The sequence below is a fragment of the Pseudoclavibacter sp. CFCC 13611 genome, assembly GCF_008831225.1.
Lineage (GTDB): Bacteria > Actinomycetota > Actinomycetes > Actinomycetales > Microbacteriaceae > Pseudoclavibacter_A.
Map to the genome: position 1 here is coordinate 274,593 of NZ_WBKE01000002.1, position 17,309 is coordinate 291,901.

The window sequence follows — 17,309 nt, forward strand, 5'->3', positions numbered from 1 at the left end:
CAAACGACTACTCGTAGTGAAACCGGCATTGAGCGATGCGGATCTCATCGCCTGCGAGTCGGTAGACAAGACGATGCTCGGACGTGATGCGTCTCGACCAGTAGCCATGAAAGCCGTGACGCAGTGCCTCGGGTTTGCCGATGCCGACGTTTCCGTTGCGCTGAATGTCCTTTATCAGAGCATTCACGCGCTTGATGACTCGTCGATCTTCGTTCTGCCAGAAGAGGTAGTCGTCCCAAGCGTCGGCGTCCCACACGATGCGCATACGGTGTTGGTCTCTGCGTCGATGTCAGTCGTCGGTCAGGGGATGCTCTTCACCGGCGCCCTGTTCGAGTCTGTCGATCGCGCCCAGGAGACGGCGCGCATTCGCGGGGTTCCGCAGCAGATGTGCGGTCTCTTTCAGTGACTCGTAGTCGTCAAGAGCGACCATCACCACGGGGTCTTTGCCTGCCCTGGTGACGATGATCTCTTCACGATCGTCTGTGACCGCATCAAGTGTGGCGGCGTAGTGGGCCCGGGACTGCGAATAGCTGATGGTCTTGGCCATGGTGTCCTCCTGGGATGCGACGATGCGTACGTACAGGAAATTGTACCTAGAAAGGTCAAGGGTGGGAAGGGGAAGCCTTGGCAGGAGAGCAGCGGATGGTCGCCGGTCCTCGCTGCTCGCAGGCCGCACTTGGCGACGGTGCCGGAGTGCGCCCGAGCGATGCGGGATGCGTGGGTGCACCACGAGGGAAGAGGTGCGTCGGTCTGTCTCAGATTTCGGCCATCAGACCCCTATGTCGGTGGGAGTGTCTAGTCTCTAGAGAGACTCAATTGGGGTGGGAGCACTTATGACAGAGCCGAGCGAGAGCATCTACGTCTGGCAGCAGGAGGCCCTGCATGCATGGCGCAGTCACGAGCATCGCGGTGTCATCGAAGCCGTGACCGGCGCAGGCAAGACGCGAGTGGGAATTCTTGCGGCTCGCGAAGCGGTCGGTGCTGGAGTCAAGACTGTGGTGATCGTTCCGACCAATGAACTGCTTGAGCAGTGGGTTCAGAATGCGTCGAGATCGATGCCGTGGGCCAAGATCGGCAGACTCGGTGGTGGCCATCATGATGACCTTGTCCAGAATGATCTCGTGATCGGCACTGTGCACAGCGTCGCTGCCGTGTACCGGGAAGGCAGTACGAGGCTGGTATCGCCTGGTCGCAGCGGGTTGCTGATTGCAGATGAATGTCATCGATATGCGGCGAAGACCTTCGCAGATGCTCTCAGTGAGAACTTCACCTGGCGTCTCGGGCTGACGGCGACATACGAGCGAGACGATCAGCTGCACACCAGTGTGCTGGATGCGTATTTCGGCGGCATCGTCTATCGGCTGTGGTACGACCGTGCCTTGGCAGATCATGTCATCTCAGAGTTCGACATCGCTCTCGTCGCAGTCGATCTCGATGCGGAACGTCGGGTTGAATATGAGGCTCTCAGCGAGCGGCTGCGGCAAACCCGCCAGTCTCTTCGGGGATATCTCCCCGCGGCAGCACGTCATGATGCTGAGATTCCATATGGGGTTATTCTGCGACTCTTCATTCGCTGGAGTGCCGATCGTGGTCAAAGCGCTCGAAACACTCTGGCGCGTCGATATGTCGGCCTGCTCGCACAGCGAAAGAACCTGCTCGCTGACGCTCCCTGCAAACTGGACGCGCTCGACGCACTTTCCTCAGTCATTTCCCACTCACAGGGAACATTGATCTTCACCCAGACGCAGCAAGCAGCTCGCCAGGCGATCGACCGACTGGCCCAGCACGGCCAGACCGCACTTGCTGTTCACAGTGGGCTCGCCCGCGAAGAGAGAAGGGCTGGTATGCAGCGCTTTCGCGAGCATGACGTGAACGTGCTTGCTGCGCCAAAGGTTCTCGATGAGGGCATCGACGTGCCAGAAGCCGACCTTGGAGTGGTGCTTGCCGCAAATCGCAGTCGACGCCAGATGGTGCAGCGGCTTGGGCGAGTCATTCGGCGCAAGACTGGTGGTCGGTCGGGCAGATTCGTGGTCTTCTATGCGCGTGACACTGTGGAAGACCCGCAGATACACGGAGACGATTATCTGAACGACATTCTGCACTTCGCGAGACAGCTGATGTTCTGCGATGACGTACAAGACCCGATGCTGCAGCGTTTTCTTGAGCCGGCCAATGAACGAGCCGGGGTGGTCGAAGTTCCGCAGCCGACGTGCGTGGAAGACCCTGAAGAGCAGCGCATCGGGAAGATCGCTGAGGAGCTCTCCGTTGAATCCGAAGTCGCAGAGCAGCTGCAGGGCACACATCTTACGGCTGACATCTTCCGAGACTACAAGCGACGAATTGCAAGATTCCCACTCATCGACAAAGCCGAGGAACAGCGTTTGGGGCGCCTCCGTCAGTGTGGAGACGAGGCTCGCAAGAAGCTTGATGCACGAGAGTACGAGAACCGGAGGCAGCGCCGGCAGCTCGACCGGGCTGACCGTGCAGGTCGCCGAGCGACGCAGGCATTTCTTCAGGCGAATCTGCGACTGGTCGTCAGCGTTGCAAAACGCTACTTTCCAGGTCGGTCTCCGGGGCTCGACATCATCGATATAGTTCAAGAAGGCAACTGCGGCCTGGTTCGCGCAGTCGAGAAGTTCGACCCTGAACGTGGGAATAAGTTCTCCACATATGCGACTTGGTGGATTCGCCAGTCGATAACGCGGGCACTCGCAGACCAGTCACGGACGATTCGACTGCCCGTTCATTTCGTCGAACAGCTGAACTCCATGCGCAAATCGCTCAAGAGGGTGCAAGGGCTTTCTCAGCCGGCTCCCACCAATGAAGACTGGCGTTGCTCCACTCCGATCGAGCGAGTGCAACGGGGAATCGCCACACCCGCGGAAACTCGAGCGGTCATTGCTGATGCGATGCAGATCGACGTGACAAAGGTCGAAGAGCTTCAAAGGAATGATCGGTCTCTGCTGTCACTTGATCATCCACACTGGATTCTTGACGGTGGACGAGTCACCTTGGGCAGCCTTCGAGACACGCTGGTGTCTGACGATGAACCGGTTGATGCGAGCGTCGAGCGGGAAGAGCGACAGCTCTGGATTGAGGATGTGCTCAGTCAGCTTTCCACAAGAGACGCGGAGATCATTTGTCGTAGGTTCGGGTTCAAGTATGGCAATGAAGAGACATGCGAGGAAATTGGCGAACGAGTCGGAGTGACTCGAGGACGAGTCTGTCAGATCATCAACCAGTGTCTGAAAGAGTGGCGCGAGACGATAAGCAGAGACCCCGCGGTGAGCTCCATCATGATCCGCTACGAGACGAGACACTTTCAGCACATGCGTTCACAGACTAAGGCTGCTGACTTGGTGTCGCCGGAATTGTGCTTCACCGATGACGCCAACGTCAGCGCACATGCACAAGTTTGAGCGAGACGAGGCATTCCAGCCAGAGCATCAGCTCAAAGATACGACCAAGCCTTGTCAAGGTGTTTCTGGGCCCCTGAAGTGAGCCGTTTTCGTCCGAAGGTCTGCAGCACCGATCGTTGTACAGCTTCATCGTCCCAATCCGGGTGGCGAGCCTGTACGAATCGGGCGGCATTGCAGATCTCGATGGGCGAGATATCTGTGAAGTCTCGATCGACGTTGCTGCTGTTCGGCCGGAACTCGCTCCAGCTGTTGCTGTCTATGTCGCGCGGCCAGACGAAATGAGCCTTGTCCACGGTGACGTCAGCGCACTGGCCGATTTGACGCTTGATCTGGTTCCTGCGCTTCTGGTGCAGACGACTGACCCCGTAAGAGAGAGCGATGAGTCGAGCGAGCCGGTCGATCGCTATCGGGCCTTCGACTTCGGTGATCTCTGCCGCCAACGCACGAACCTGCATCTTGGGCTCTTTCTTGGGCAGCTCGTCCAGAACCGAAGAATCATCGCTGAGGATGACCGTCCACGGTTCGAAAGGAGCTCGTCCTGACCCGACGAGGGGTGTTGCCTGTTCACTCTCTTCGCGTTCCAGAACCTCTAGTTCTGGCTCAATGAGCTCCTCTTCCGAGCTCGCGGGCGCCACTGCTTGCTTTGGCTCGGCCTCAGACGCAAACGACGTGGCAGAGGGGTCTGACGCCCGCTCGTCAGAGCGCACAGGCTGAAGCTGAGTCGCCCCGGTGTACTCAAATGCAGCGTGCCGACTGATGAGTTCCGCCGAATCGGCATCCGTGCAGTGGAAATAGGAGAGAAGTCTTTGCGCGCAGTCTGCCGCTCTCCAGGCGTCGATCCATCGGAGTTCTGCATTGTGTGCCCACTGGTTACGAACAAATCTGAGTTCGCCGCCGAGAATGGAGACCCGTCGTGTCTGATCGTCGAAGGGGTAACCGATGCCGCCCAATCGTTCTGTGAGCATTCGCAACTGGGCCTGGAGGTCACTTGTCGCGTATTGCCTCGGGGTGCGCCCTTTGATGGTGTCAAGCTGCGTCAACACCGCTGTCCACGGTAGCCCGTTGAGATTGCGCTCCAGTCGTTTAGCGATAATCGGGTCAAGCGCCGACGAGAGCACTTCAATCGTCTGAGACACCGACTCGCGTGGAGTTGCTTTGGGAGCGAAACGAGGCGCTTGAGTGGGGAGCGAAGTCATAGTGACAAGAGTAGACGAGGCTACTGACACGAAGCCGTATCAACCACAGACGTTGAGAGCTGTCATGTTCGGCCTAGGTCACCGTGAAAGAACCCCCAGCCGGTCAAGGCGAAGAGGGCTGCTCATTGGGGCAAGCTGGTGCTCGCCGCCGAGGAGTTTCTCGGCTGGGCGCTGAGCGCTGGCGCGGGGCACGTCGGTGAAGAAGAGCTGGAACTAAAACTAGTCGTTTCGCTCGAGATTCTGCTCAAGTGACATCGGCCGCACTAGCGGGTTCTCTGCATCTTTGACGGATGCTGGGGTGCGCCGCGAGGCGAGAGATACGTTGGACGTTGGGAGGCGTCGACAACAACTGGATTCATTCCAAGCCTAGCAATCGTCCGTGACCGGCGCGACTCCATGAGGTGCGGGCTTGCTTGTCGGTGGTTCTCGCTAGATTTGTAGGCATGACAGAGAGCAATGGGTCGTCGCTGGGCCCCGCTGGGTGGTACAAGGATCAGACAGGCCAACTTCGGTGGTGGGATGGGAACCAAGGGGTCCCTATGCGCCGCAACTGCAGGTGATCGTCCAACCGGTCCCGATGCAATACGCGGGGCGTACCGCAAACCAGATGCCAGTAACTTATGCTCGTGCGCAACAGGGGCACAGTCTCATTAAATGGATGCTTGCGAGCATTTTCTTCGTGATCCCGATCCCATGGCTGATCTACTACTCTGTCTCACCAAACCACTACTGGCACGCTTAACGCGATTCCTATGAGTTGGCGTGTCCAGATGCTCGACAGTGATCCAGCAAGCATCTCCAGATCAGAATGCAGAAGGTACATGCGGAGCTACTAATGTACTCTCATAGAGGCCATCAGTCAATACCAAGTCCGGATATTGTTTGCGAAAGTAGGTAGGCATGCGCTTGTCCCCTCGAGTCATGGAACAACAGATCGCCGTATTTGGAGAAAGTGGTAGCGGCAAGACGGTTTTGCTGTCGTCGTTCTACGGGGCCGCACAAGAGCCTGGGTTTCTTGAGAGTAACCCCTTCAGAGTATTGCCAGAGGACGCCGGCCAAGGAAGCAGGCTTCATGCCAATTATCTTGGAATGAAGAAGTCTGCAAAGCTCCCAATGACAGACCATTTCTCAGGTTCTACATACTCCTTCTCGATAACACCTGCCGCAGGAAAGGGCCAGAATAAGGATCGCAGACAACTCGAAGGACTGCGCCTAGTGTGGTATGACTACCCTGGTGAATGGTTGGAGCAGGAAGCAAGTGGCCCGGAGGAGGCCGCTAGGAGAATCGAGACCTTTCGGTCACTTCTCGGGTCAGACGTTGCTTTCTTGCTTGTTGATGGTCAACGGCTGCTTGATAATACTCACGAAGAAGAACGTTATCTCAAGCATCTATTCACGAGCTTTCGCAACACGTTGATATCTCTACAAGATGACCTTCTTATCGACGGAAAGAAACTCGATACGTTCCCTCGAATCTGGATCATCGCCTTGTCGAAGGCGGATCTGCTGCCCGAAATGGACGTTTTCGGCTTCCGAGATCTTGTTATTGAAGCAGCCTTTGGCGAGGTTAATGCGCTGCGGAAGACGATCGATGATCTCGTAGAAGGCACTGCCGCTCTGGCTATGGGAGAAGATTTCGTGCGTCTGTCATCAGCGAAGTTCGAGCCGAATGTCATCGCGGTTGATCAGCGCATCGGCGTCGATCTCATTCTTCCTATGGCATCAGTCTTGTCTTTTGAACGTTATGCCCGATGGCTTAGAGCAAAGCTGATACCTAACAAGATAGCGGCAGAAGTCGCACGTGGCGTTGGAGCGTTTGCTGCCGCGCTGGTCGGCCCTAGTGCTGGCAAGTTCTTGGGGAAGCTGCCGAGACGATTTACTGCGATACTCAAACTAGTATCTCCTGAACTGATTAGGGACGCCGTCCAGCTGGCCGGTGACCGCCTCGATACTGCGAATGATGTTGCCCGTGCAAAGGCAGACCAGCTGAGCGAAACACTCACTCAGTTCAAGATTGACCTTGAAATAGCAGAAACGGATAGAGTGCTGCTTCGGAGCCCGCGATGAGTTTTATCTGGGCGACTCGTGGCTACTCTTGGGGGTTTCGTTTTCTTTCTTCTGGAAGGTATGCAGATCCACTCCCCGTATACGAAGGGGTTTTCTCTTCGGCTTCTGCTGATGAAGAATTCTTCATCCGAAGGAGCGACATCGTCGGGATGAGATTTCTGGACCCGCTTGGCCGTAAAGACCGGTCTGGAAGAGTGATTCCGCACGAGTTTGTTGTAGATGGTCAAGATGCCATCGGCATTTCAACGGTTGGAGAGGGGCGAGAAACTCTCTGGCCGAGAGTATCTCACCACTATGAGCAGGTGTGGAAGCGCAATCCATCAGCCAACGATCCGGGCTTTACTGACTTCATCGGATGACTAGATCACGGAAGCTCCACACGCGGGTTCACAGGGCGGGCTCCGGTTGAGGAGCGCGAGAAGCTGATTGCTTTGGCACCACTCTTCTACAATTCCAGCTTAACGTAAACTTATATGAATGAGGATTCAACATGGCGTTGAAAAAGTCAGACCTGTATAGCTCGCTATGGGCGGGCGCTGATGAACTTCGTGGCGGCATGGATGCCAGCCAGTACAAGGACTACGTCCTCACGCTCCTGTTCGTGAAGTACGTCTCCGACAAGGCCAAGGCCGACCCCTACTCGGACGTCGAGGTACCCGACGGCGGTTCGTTCGACGACCTAGTCGCCCTGAAGGGCAAGCCCGACATTGGCGAGCAGGTCAACGTCGCCATCCGTAAGCTCGCGGACGCGAACGAATTGCAGGGTGTGATAAACAACGCCGACTTCGACGACCCGGACAAGCTCGGCAAGGGCAAGGAGCTTGTCGACCGCTTGACCAAGCTCATCGGCATCTTCCAGGACCTCGATTTCTCGGGCTCGCGCGCTGAAGGCGACGACCTTCTTGGCGACGCGTACGAGTACCTGATGCGGCACTTCGCCAGTGAATCAGGCAAGAGCAAGGGGCAGTTCTACACGCCCGCAGAGGTCTCACGGGTCATGGCCGCGCTGATCGGCATCAAGCCGACGACGCCGAAGTCGGCCACCGTATACGACCCGACCTGCGGATCTGGGTCGCTTCTGCTGAAGGTGGCTGACGCTGCACCCAACGGCCTGACCATCTACGGCCAGGAGAAGGACAACGCAACCCGTGCGCTCGCAGTCATGAACATGGTGCTGCACGGCAGCGCGACGGCGGACATACGCCAGGGCGACACCATCACCAGCCCACAGTTCACGCGAGGCAGCGACTTGCAGACCTTCGACTACCTCGTCGCCAATCCGCCGTTCAGCGTCAAGTCGTGGAGCAACGGCCTGGAGAACGAGTACGGACGCTTCGACGGCTACGGCCGTCCACCCGAGAAGAACGGCGACTACGCTTTTCTGCTCCACATGATCAAGAGCTTGAAAAGCATCGGCAAGGGCGCGGTCATCCTGCCGCACGGTGTGCTGTTCCGCGGCAACGCGGAGGCGACGATCCGCAAAGAGCTCATCAAGCGCGGCTATATCAAGGGGATCATCGGCCTGCCCGCGAACCTCTTCTACGGCACCGGCATCCCAGCCTGCATCATCGTGCTCGACAAGGAGAACGCGGTCGGCCGCACCGGCATCTTCATGATCGACGCCAGCAAGGGCTTCGCCAAGGATGGCAACAAGAACCGCCTTCGCCCGCGTGACATGCACCAGATCACCCACACGTTCACCCGGCAACTTGAGGTCAGCCGCTACTCGCGCATGGTGCCACTGTCGGAGATCGCCGACCCGAAGAACGACTACAACCTGAACATCCCGCGCTATATCGACAGCTCGCAACCCGAGGACATCCAAGACCTGCAGGCACACCTCAAGGGCGGCATCCCAGATCGTGACCTCGACGCCCTGCAGCCCTACTGGGACGCCTTCCCTGCCTTGCGATCAGCGCTGTTCCAGCCGCTGCGCGATGGGTACAGCGAACTTGCCGTCGACAAGAACAACATCCAGGCGACAATCACCGGCTCGCCCGATCACAGGACTTTCGTCAGCGGCAGCGATAGCGCCGTGAAGCACTGGTGGAACACGCACGCGGCGCTGCTGCGAGGCATCACCAGCACGACGCACCCCGCCGAACTGATCGCCGAGCTTGGTGACAGCCTGCTCGACGTATTCCGCTCGCGCCCGCTCATCGACGAGTACGGCGTGTACGAGCAACTGATGAGCTACTGGAACGACATCATGCACGACGACGTCGCGTTGGTCATGGGCGACGGGTGGATTGACGCCGCGCAGCCGCGCCCAGCAAGGATCCTCGGCTACGACAAGAACAAGAAGCCGAAGTACGAGACCGCGCACATCACCTTCGGCACCGGCGTCAAGGCGCAGCGCTGGGTCATGGACCTCATCCCGCCCGAGTTGATCATTGCCCGATACTTCGCCGAAGGCCAGGCGCAACTCGACACCTTGAACGCTGCGGTGGAATCGGCCGCGCAGGCGATCGAGGAGTACGTCGAAGAGCACGCCGTTGAAGAGGGGCTGCTGTTCGACGCGGCTGACGACGACGGCAAGGTGACGAACAAGACCGCCACCGATCGGCTGAAGGTGGCCCGCGCCGAAGGAGCAGACCGTGAGGAGATCAACGCGCTCGCCCACGTCGTCAGCCTGTTCAAGGCCGAGACGGCAGCGAAGAAGGCAGCCAAAGAAGCCAAGCTCGCACTGGACCAATCGACGCTACGACAGTACGCACAGCTCGATGCCGCTGACGTTCAGCGCCTTGTCACCGACGACAAGTGGGGCGCGCGAATCCAAGTCGGAGTCAAAGTGGAACTCTCCGCATTGACACAGCAGCTGGTCGACCGCCTCAATGTCCTGGGCGACCGCTACGCCGAGACCGTGGGCGATCTGGATGCCGAGATTGAGGCGTTGAGCGCGAAGGTGTCGGCGCATCTGGCGGCGATGGGGGTGCGGTCGTGATCGTTACCTTAGGCTCTCTCGGTGCAACGTATGGGGGGCTCGTCGGGAAGTCCGGGAAGGACTTCGGGCGTGGGTCCGGTAGTTACGTGACGTTCATGGAGGTTTTGGCCGCACCGCGGCTCGTCGGCCGGTCGCTAGAGCGCGTCGACGTCGACATCCATGAACATCAGAACGAAGTCCGTCGCGGCGATCTGCTCTTCAACGGGTCTTCCGAGACGCCCGAAGAGGTTGCACTTGGCACGGTGGTGGACTTCGAAATCCCGAGGGGTGTGTTCCTGAACAGTTTCTGCTTCGGATACAGGCTGGCCCGCGGGAATGCCGTCGCCGATCCGACCTACCTGGCCTACTTCTTTCGATCGGGTGCCGGCCGGGAACTTGTGTTCGGACTCGCGCAGGGTGCAACGCGGTACAACATCTCCAAGAGGAGACTGCTTGAGGCCCCGATTGATCTGCCACCACTCGCGGAACAACGAGGCGTGGTTCGGGCACTGACGGACATCGACGACCTGCTTCAACGGCTGGAGCGTGTCATCGCCAAGAAGCGCGCCATCAAGCAAGGCATGATGCAGGAGCTGCTGACCGGCCGCACACGGCTTCCCGGTTTCAGCAACGAGTGGCAACAAGTGCGTCTGGCAGATGTGGCGAGCGTAGACCCCGAGTCCTTAAGCCCGGCGACTACGGGTCCTACGCAGGTGATTGATTACATCTCTCTCGAAGAAGTACAGAAAGGGGAGATACTGGGGAGCACCTCATACTGCTTTGCCGACGCACCTTCGAGGGCGCGCCGCAGGCTTCGCGAAGATGATGTCCTCTTCGGAACCGTTCGGCCGAACCTACAGTCGCACGCGCGCTACACGGGCGGACTACGTTTCCCGGTCGCATCTACCGGATTTGCCGTTATTCGCAGCTGCGTTGGGACAACCGATTCGAGCTTCCTGGCCCAGTGGGTGCTCGGTACCGATGTCATCGCTCAAGTCGATCGCATCATCGCTGGCTCGAACTATCCTGCTGTCTCCAGCCAGGACGTTCGGAACTTCGAGCTGTTGCTACCTTCTGCCAAGGAGCAGGCGGCGATTGCAGGTGTGTTGACTGACGCCGACGCGGAGATCGACGCACTCGAGCGTCGCCTCGACGCCACACGCGCCATCAAACAAGGCATGATGCAGGAGCTGCTCACGGGGCGCACGCGACTGCCGGTCAAGGAGGATGCAGCATGAGCACGGTCGGGCAAATCGAGCGTAGGACGCAGGACCGGGTTGTCAAGTTCTTCCAGCAGCGGCTGGGGTATGACTATGGCGGCAACCTTGAGTCGTTCGAGAACAGCAATATCGATGAGGATTCGCTTATCCACTATCTCGATGGTCGCGGGTACGACGAGGAGGTCGTCCGCAAGACGCTTCGCGCGCTGGAGGCGGCGAGCATCGTCGGTGGCGCACGTACCCTGTACGAGGCGAACCGGGATGTCTACGACATGCTGCGCTATGGCGTGAAGGTCAAGCGCGGCGTGGGCGACCAGTTCGAGACGGTGTGGCTGATCGACTGGGACAACCCAGAGGCGAACGACTTCGTCGTTGCCGAAGAAGTGTCGATCGCTGGCGAGCACAAGAAGCGCCCCGACGTTGTGTTGTACGTGAACGGCCTGGCGCTGGGTGTCATCGAGTTCAAGCGTTCGAAGGTGAGCGTCAGCGAGGGTATCCGCCAGAACATCGGCAACCAGAGCGCACACTTCATCCGACCGTTCTTCGCGACCGTGCAGCTCGTGTTCGCGGGCAACGATGTCGAGGGACTGCGCTATGGGGTTATCGAGACGCCCGAGAAGTACTGGCTGGAATGGAAAGAGCCCGAGTACAGCGCTGTGGGCGCGAACGTGACCGAACCGCTTGATCGCGCGATCTTGCAGATGTGTTCGAAGGCTCGCTTCCTCGAACTCCTCCACGACTTCATGGTGTTCGACGCGGGGCGCAAGAAGACCGCCCGGCACAACCAGTACTTCGGGGTCAAGGCGGCGCAGGCCCGGATTGCGGGGCGCGAGGGCGGCATCATCTGGCACACCCAGGGCTCAGGCAAGAGCCTGACGATGGTGTGGCTGGCCAAGTGGATCCGGGAGCACCAGCCGGAATCGCGCGTGCTGATCATCACCGACCGCACCGAGCTGGATGAGCAGATCGAGAAGGTCTTTGGCGGCGTCAACGAGAGCATCTGCCGCGCCACCTCCGGCACCGACCTGCTGACACAGATCAACAATCACGACCCGTGGCTGATTGCCTCGCTCGTGCACAAGTTCCGCGGCGGCGACGACGAGAGGGACGCCGATCGCGACAGTGCGGAGTTCATTGCCGAGCTGCACTCGCGTGTTCCCGCCGGGTTCACCCCGAAGGGCAACTTCTTTGTCTTCGTCGACGAAGCCCACCGCACCCAGTCCGGCAAGATGCACCGTGCCATGAAGGAACTGCTCCCCGGAGCGATGTTCATCGGCTTCACGGGGACCCCGCTGCTGAAGGCCGACAAAGCAACGAGCATCGAGACGTTCGGGTCGTTCATCCACACCTACAAGTTCGACGAGGCTGTCGAGGACGGCGTCGTGCTCGACCTGCGTTACGAAGCCCGCAACATCGCGCAAGACCTCACCAGCCCGGACAAGGTCGACAAGTGGTTTGAAGCCAAGACGAAGGGGCTGACGGACCTCAGCAAGGCGCGGCTGAAGAGGAAGTGGGGCACGATGCAGAAGGTTGTTTCTGCCGAGCCTCGCGCCAGGCAGATCGTCCAGGACATCCTGCTGGACATGGAGACCGAGCCTCGTCTCGTCAGCGGACGCGGCAACGCGATGCTGGTCGGCGACTCGATCTACCAGGCGTGCAAGTTCTATGAGATGTTCGTCAACGCCGGGTTCAAAGACAAGGTCGCCATCGTCACGAGCTACGTGCCGAACCCCAGCGACATCTCCAAGGAAGACTCCGGCGCGGGCGCGACCGAGAAGCTGCGCCAGTACGACATCTACCGGCAGATGCTTGCGGACTTCTTCGGCGTCTCTGCTGATGAGGCAGTCGGGCGGATCGACGAGTTCGAGAAGGAGGTCAAGCGTCGGTTCATTGAAGAACCTGGCCAGATGCGTCTGCTCATCGTGGTCGACAAACTCCTGACCGGCTTCGACGCCCCAAGCGCCACCTACCTCTACATCGACAAGAAGATGCGCGACCACGGCCTGTTCCAGGCTATCTGCCGGGTCAACCGTCTCGATGGTGACGACAAGACCTACGGCTACATCATCGACTACCGCGACCTGTTCAACTCGCTGGAATCGGCGATCACCGACTACACGTCCGGCGCGCTCGACGGCTACGAGGAGAAGGACGTCGATGGGCTGCTCAAGGATCGCGTCGAGCAGGGCCGTCAGGATCTCGACGAGGCACTGGAGAAGATCCGCGCCCTGGTAGAACCCGTTGCGCCACCGAAGGGAACGCTGGAGTATCAGCACTACTTCGTTGCGGCCATCCCCGGTGACGCTGCGCAAATCAAGGCCAACGAGGGCAAGCGGGTCGAGCTGTACAAGAGCGTCTCGGGCCTCGTGCGCGCCTACACGGCGCTCGCCAACGATATGGAGGCCGCCGGGTACTCGCCCACCGAGGCTGCCGCGATCAAGAACGAGGTCACTCACTTTATTGCTGCACGCGATGAGGTGGAGCTCGGCGCTGGCGAGAACATCGACATGAAGCAGTTCGAAGCAGGCATGCGCGCACTGCTTGACACGTACATCCAGGCAGACCCATCCGAGGTTGTCGCCACCTTCGAGAAAGGGCTGGTCGACCTCATCGTCGAACGTGGTGAGGGAGCACTCACGACGCTCCCGCCGGGCATTCGCAAGAACCCGGAAGCCGCAGCCGAGACGATCGTCAACAACGTCCGAAAGACCATCGTCGACGAACGTGCCCTGAACCCTCGGTACTACGACCGGATGTCTGAACTCCTCGATGCTCTGATCGAACAGCGCCGTCAGGACGCGCTCGACTACAAGGCATACCTGCAGCAGCTTCTCGATCTGGCGACCAAGGTCGGCACGGGAGAATCGGACACGGTCTATCCGGAGTGGGCGACGAATGGTGCGCAACGTGCACTGGTGGACTTCGCGTTCCCCTCGCCCGACTTCGCCATTGTCGTCGATTACACCGTGACGCACGAGAAGGAGCATGGCTGGGTCGGCAACCGGATGAAGGAGCGACGGCTGGCTCGAGAGTTGCGCAAGGTGCTGCCGAAGGATTTCGACCGCTTCGAAGAACTGTTCGAACTCGTAAAGGCTCGCGATGAGTACCGCTAGCGCCTACCTCACCGTCGCCGGGCTCGGAGTAGATGTCGTCTACAAGGACATCAAGAATCTGCACATCTCCGTCTACCCTCCAGTCGGGCGGGTGCGAGTCGCGGCGCCGCGCCGAGTAGACGAGGACGCCATCCGCCTGGCCGTCGTTCAGCGCCTGCCATGGATCAAGAAGCAACGCGAACAGCTGGGGAACGCTGACCGCCAGACCGAACGCAGGATGGTCTCGGGCGAGACACACTATGTCTGGGGTGAGCGCCTGCGCCTTGATGCCTCACGGCACGGCCGTTCGAAGATTCACGTGGTCGGCAAGACCCTCTGGCTGACAACCCCTGCCGACTACGACGAAGAACAGCGCCGAGCCGTCCTCGACCACTGGTACCGCAAGGAACTCAAAGCTGCCGTCCCGCCGCTCCTGGCCAAGTGGCAACCAATCGTTGGCGCGGACGCCAGCAAGTTCGTCGTGCGTCACATGAAAACCAAATGGGGCACCTGCCAGACGGAGTCCCGTTCCATCTGGCTCAATCCCGAGTTGGCGAAGAAGAATCCCCGCTGCTTGGAGTACATCGTGGTGCACGAGCTCACCCATCTGATCGAGCGCACCCACAACGAACACTTCATCGAGTTGATGGATCTGCGCATGCCCGACTGGAGGGTTCGTCGGGACGAATTGAATGATGCGCCGCTGGCAGCTGAAGAGTGGGGAGGGGAAACTCAGTACCGGCGCTCAAGCTAGTTGAGGTAGACCTAGAGAGAAGTTAGAAGCTCTTGAGTTGATATTCCACCATCTGTCATTCGAGTACTGGATCAAATGTCAGTGGCGCTGTCAACTGGAACCTTCGAGATGCAAACAGTAGGGCCAAGACTCTCGATCTGTCTAGCGGTCTGCATCAAGTTCAACTTGCTGAAGAATGGCAGCCAGTCAGCTCCTTCGCCTTTAGAGTTTGTCAGCACCGCGAAGTGAACCGTGTAGCGGGCACGGTCGGGGCGTGAGGCGGACCCGGGAATGAGGTCAAGCCATCTGCTGGCCTCTTCGCCTGCGATTTGCTCGAGTTGCAATCGTACTGAGTCACGAAAGGAGCCATCTCCTATAAGTGTGTTTGCAGAAATATTGCCCTGAGCGAAGAGATGGCTGAGCGTTGCCGATCGTGACTTGCGCTTGACATGGATCAGCTCACCGTTTTGTGCAAGCAAGTCGCAGAATTCGATTGAACTAGTCGCGCCTTCTGCTCGTACGAGATGCTTGTCGAGGAGAAGGACGTCCTTGAGCTGCTCCGCTACTCGAGCGTTGTAGGCACCTTCATGCTCATTATTCCACGCGGTTGGGAGGGCGGTCTCTGCTTCGGGAAGAGATTCTAGGTAGGTGTCGACTTCGTGTACCAGTGTTGCCGCTACCTCGAACCATCGGCCTTCGATGAGTGCAAAGAGCTGACCTTCGAAATCCTGCTCTGAGACGAGGGCGTTGTAGACACTCCAACGGGTGTCAAAGGTCCCTGACTTGATCCAGCCAACTTGGACTCGACGAGACTTTAGCTGATCGACTGTGAGCAGGTTCATTCCATCGCCGAGAGCTTGTAGGTACTCGTCGAGATCCAGGTCGTCGAACTTACGTCGGCCGGCACCGCCAATCTTGAAGCCGGAAATCTCATCCCAACCGAAGTTTTCTGGCATTGCCAGATGAGTTCTTGTCGTATCGCCAGTCTGCAGCTGCGCAAGTAATTGTGCATCTAATGCTGAGTTAAGCGCTGGGACCTTTACCTCGGCAAGATGGTCGATCCATCCGAAGCGAGCCTTATATGCGTCATCCTCGTAAGCGACAAACAATTCTCCCAACACGATGGGCAGTTCTTTCACTGGTCGTTTAGTAGTCAATATGAGCGCATCTGAGCCGGTTAGTGTGCGCCCGAGCGACTCGTCTGACTGTTTTCCCGTGACTGCACGGAGGAGGTCGCGAACGACGTCGACCCCGAAGTTAGAGAGCTCGGAGTTCTTGCTAGTCTGCGTGGTCTTGGAGACCACCATATCCTCAAACGTCTTAGTGTCAAGGCTGCGGATTTGTTGGGCATCGATTCGATTGAGCGCTACCTTCAGGCCAAACCGACGTTCGATCTTTGAGGGGGCCAAGAAATTGCGGCCGAATCCGAAGCTCAGCGCGAAGTAACGTTCTGATGCTTTCAGAACGAGAAGGCCAGACGCAGATGCTGACTTCACCTTTGGAGCAGATTTCAGAGCAGGCGAAACATACTTTACCCATTCTGGAGTGTGGGGCTGGCTATATCGTGAGAAGAACGCGCCCTCGAAGGTTGAGAGGTCAGATACGGCCTGCTCATCGTAGACATGTCCACCCTCAAGATCCAAGGCCTCTCTTGGAGTGGTTACAGCTGTAGTTAGGAGAAAAACTGTAAGTCGTTGACTACCCATTATGCCGCCTCTTTGTGGTGCTTTCCTCTACACTATCGGTCTGTCCTAGCGTTCTGGGGTGCAGCGTGCCGTGGAGAAGAGCTACGCCGAGCGGTAGATCCGATCAAGGGTTGCCGCCGACTGCTAATGAGGACGCGCTATGTCGGTTGTCAAGCGGCGAGGGCAGTAAGTCGTTGGCCGATGTGTCTTCTCGCCGCCTTGCGTAGAGAACGTGGCAGTTCTTTCGTGTGCGTATGAATAGGGTTTGGTCGTGGGCGATTGCCTTGCGCTCGTTTCCGGTCGAAGTCCCGTCAGGTCTGCGCCTGAAAGGTCGGTCGCTTCACACGTATGCCGGAGTCTCGCCGAGCAATGCTGCCTCGAAATCGGCCGGGGCATCAGAGCCGGCTCCACCCTCCCACCGCACCGCATACCTCAGCTCCGCGAAACGACCGATCTGGCGCGTGCCCATCAGCTCGAGTTCGCGCCAGCTCAGCGCTCGCGGCAGAAACGGTTTGCCCTGCGCGAGCGTCGCCGGTGCGATCGTGACGATAATCTCGTCGAGTGCCCCGGCATCCGCGAACTGTCCAGCCAAGTCGCCGCCGCCCACCACCCAGATGTCGCGATCGCCTGCGGCCTCGGAGATCGCCGCGAGATGCCGCCCGACTTCGCCAGAGATCAAGCGGATGTCAGCGCCGGGAACGAGCGGAAGCTCGCGTGACGTGAACACGAAGGTCGGGCGCGCGCCGTAGAACTCCTGCCAGCGTTCCGGATGATTCAACAGATCATTCTCGTGCAGCATCCACTCATAGGTCGCCGAGCCCTCGATCAGCACGCCCACACGTTCCATGAAGGCGTCGGCTGCGCCGAGTGCGTCATCCTGCGGCACTTGGAGCAGCCAGTCGAGAGAGTCGTCGGTCGACGCGAGAAATCCGTTGAGCGTCGAGGCTGCGTAGTAGATGGTGTGGGGCATGGAG

At 58.9% G+C, this 17,309-nt stretch carries 13 protein-coding genes; 8 read left to right on the top strand and 5 right to left on the bottom strand.

The annotated features are described in order from the left end of the window. Positions 1-7: 7 nt before the first annotated feature. Both F8O08_RS05560 and F8O08_RS05565 read right to left on the bottom strand, forming a co-directional pair. Entirely contained in the window at positions 8-265 is a 258-nt protein-coding gene (locus tag F8O08_RS05560) for a Txe/YoeB family addiction module toxin (protein WP_158042798.1), read from the bottom strand. A gap of 24 nt (positions 266-289) precedes the next feature. Further along, on the bottom strand, positions 290-547 hold the full coding sequence (locus tag F8O08_RS05565) for a type II toxin-antitoxin system Phd/YefM family antitoxin (protein ID WP_158042799.1): 258 nt from the start codon (positions 545-547) through the stop codon (positions 290-292). A gap of 286 nt (positions 548-833) precedes the next feature. Between F8O08_RS05565 and F8O08_RS05570 the strand changes: the two genes are divergently transcribed. Then, entirely contained in the window at positions 834-3,419 is a 2,586-nt protein-coding gene (locus F8O08_RS05570; RefSeq protein WP_158042800.1) for a sigma-70 family RNA polymerase sigma factor, read from the top strand. Positions 3,420-3,451: 32 nt separating this feature from the next. On the opposite strand, the gene F8O08_RS05575 is transcribed toward F8O08_RS05570, so the two are convergent. Continuing rightward, the gene (locus F8O08_RS05575; RefSeq protein ID WP_158042801.1) at positions 3,452-4,615 is read right to left on the bottom strand and encodes a DUF3320 domain-containing protein; all 1,164 of its coding nucleotides are present in this window, start codon (positions 4,613-4,615) and stop codon (positions 3,452-3,454) included. Between the two features lie 443 nt (positions 4,616-5,058). Between F8O08_RS05575 and F8O08_RS11105 the strand changes: the two genes are divergently transcribed. From F8O08_RS11105 to F8O08_RS05610, 7 genes are all read left to right on the top strand, one after another. Next, positions 5,059-5,175 carry a DUF2510 domain-containing protein gene (locus tag F8O08_RS11105; protein WP_158042802.1) on the top strand — a complete coding sequence of 39 codons (117 nt, stop codon included), beginning with the start codon at positions 5,059-5,061 and terminating at the stop codon, positions 5,173-5,175. A 361-nt stretch (positions 5,176-5,536) separates the two neighbouring features. Further along, on the top strand, positions 5,537-6,682 hold the full coding sequence (locus F8O08_RS05585; protein ID WP_225733584.1) for an ATP/GTP-binding protein: 1,146 nt from the start codon (positions 5,537-5,539) through the stop codon (positions 6,680-6,682). Next, positions 6,679-7,041 carry a hypothetical protein gene (locus tag F8O08_RS05590; RefSeq protein ID WP_158042804.1) on the top strand — a complete coding sequence of 121 codons (363 nt, stop codon included), beginning with the start codon at positions 6,679-6,681 and terminating at the stop codon, positions 7,039-7,041. Before F8O08_RS05585 ends, F8O08_RS05590 begins: the two co-directional genes overlap by 4 nt. Before the next feature lie 131 nt (positions 7,042-7,172). Then, the gene (locus F8O08_RS05595) at positions 7,173-9,626 is read left to right on the top strand and encodes a type I restriction-modification system subunit M (protein ID WP_158042805.1); all 2,454 of its coding nucleotides are present in this window, start codon (positions 7,173-7,175) and stop codon (positions 9,624-9,626) included. A gap of 95 nt (positions 9,627-9,721) precedes the next feature. Then, on the top strand, positions 9,722-10,843 hold the full coding sequence (locus F8O08_RS05600; protein ID WP_192497723.1) for a restriction endonuclease subunit S: 1,122 nt from the start codon (positions 9,722-9,724) through the stop codon (positions 10,841-10,843). Next, positions 10,840-13,938, top strand: a complete 3,099-nt coding sequence (locus F8O08_RS05605) for a type I restriction endonuclease subunit R (RefSeq protein WP_158042807.1) — start codon at positions 10,840-10,842, stop codon at positions 13,936-13,938. Before F8O08_RS05600 ends, F8O08_RS05605 begins: the two co-directional genes overlap by 4 nt. Further along, a complete protein-coding gene (locus F8O08_RS05610) occupies positions 13,925-14,671 on the top strand; it encodes a M48 family metallopeptidase (protein WP_158042808.1) in 747 nt (248 codons plus the stop codon). The genes F8O08_RS05605 and F8O08_RS05610 overlap by 14 nt, the downstream gene beginning before the upstream one ends. Before the next feature lie 71 nt (positions 14,672-14,742). Here F8O08_RS05610 and F8O08_RS05615 read toward each other — a convergent pair whose 3' ends face one another. Beyond that, on the bottom strand, positions 14,743-16,356 hold the full coding sequence (locus F8O08_RS05615) for a DUF6119 family protein (RefSeq protein WP_158042809.1): 1,614 nt from the start codon (positions 16,354-16,356) through the stop codon (positions 14,743-14,745). A gap of 319 nt (positions 16,357-16,675) precedes the next feature. Continuing rightward, positions 16,676-17,305, bottom strand: a complete 630-nt coding sequence (locus F8O08_RS05620) for a dihydrofolate reductase family protein (protein WP_158042810.1) — start codon at positions 17,303-17,305, stop codon at positions 16,676-16,678. Positions 17,306-17,309 lie beyond the last annotated feature (4 nt).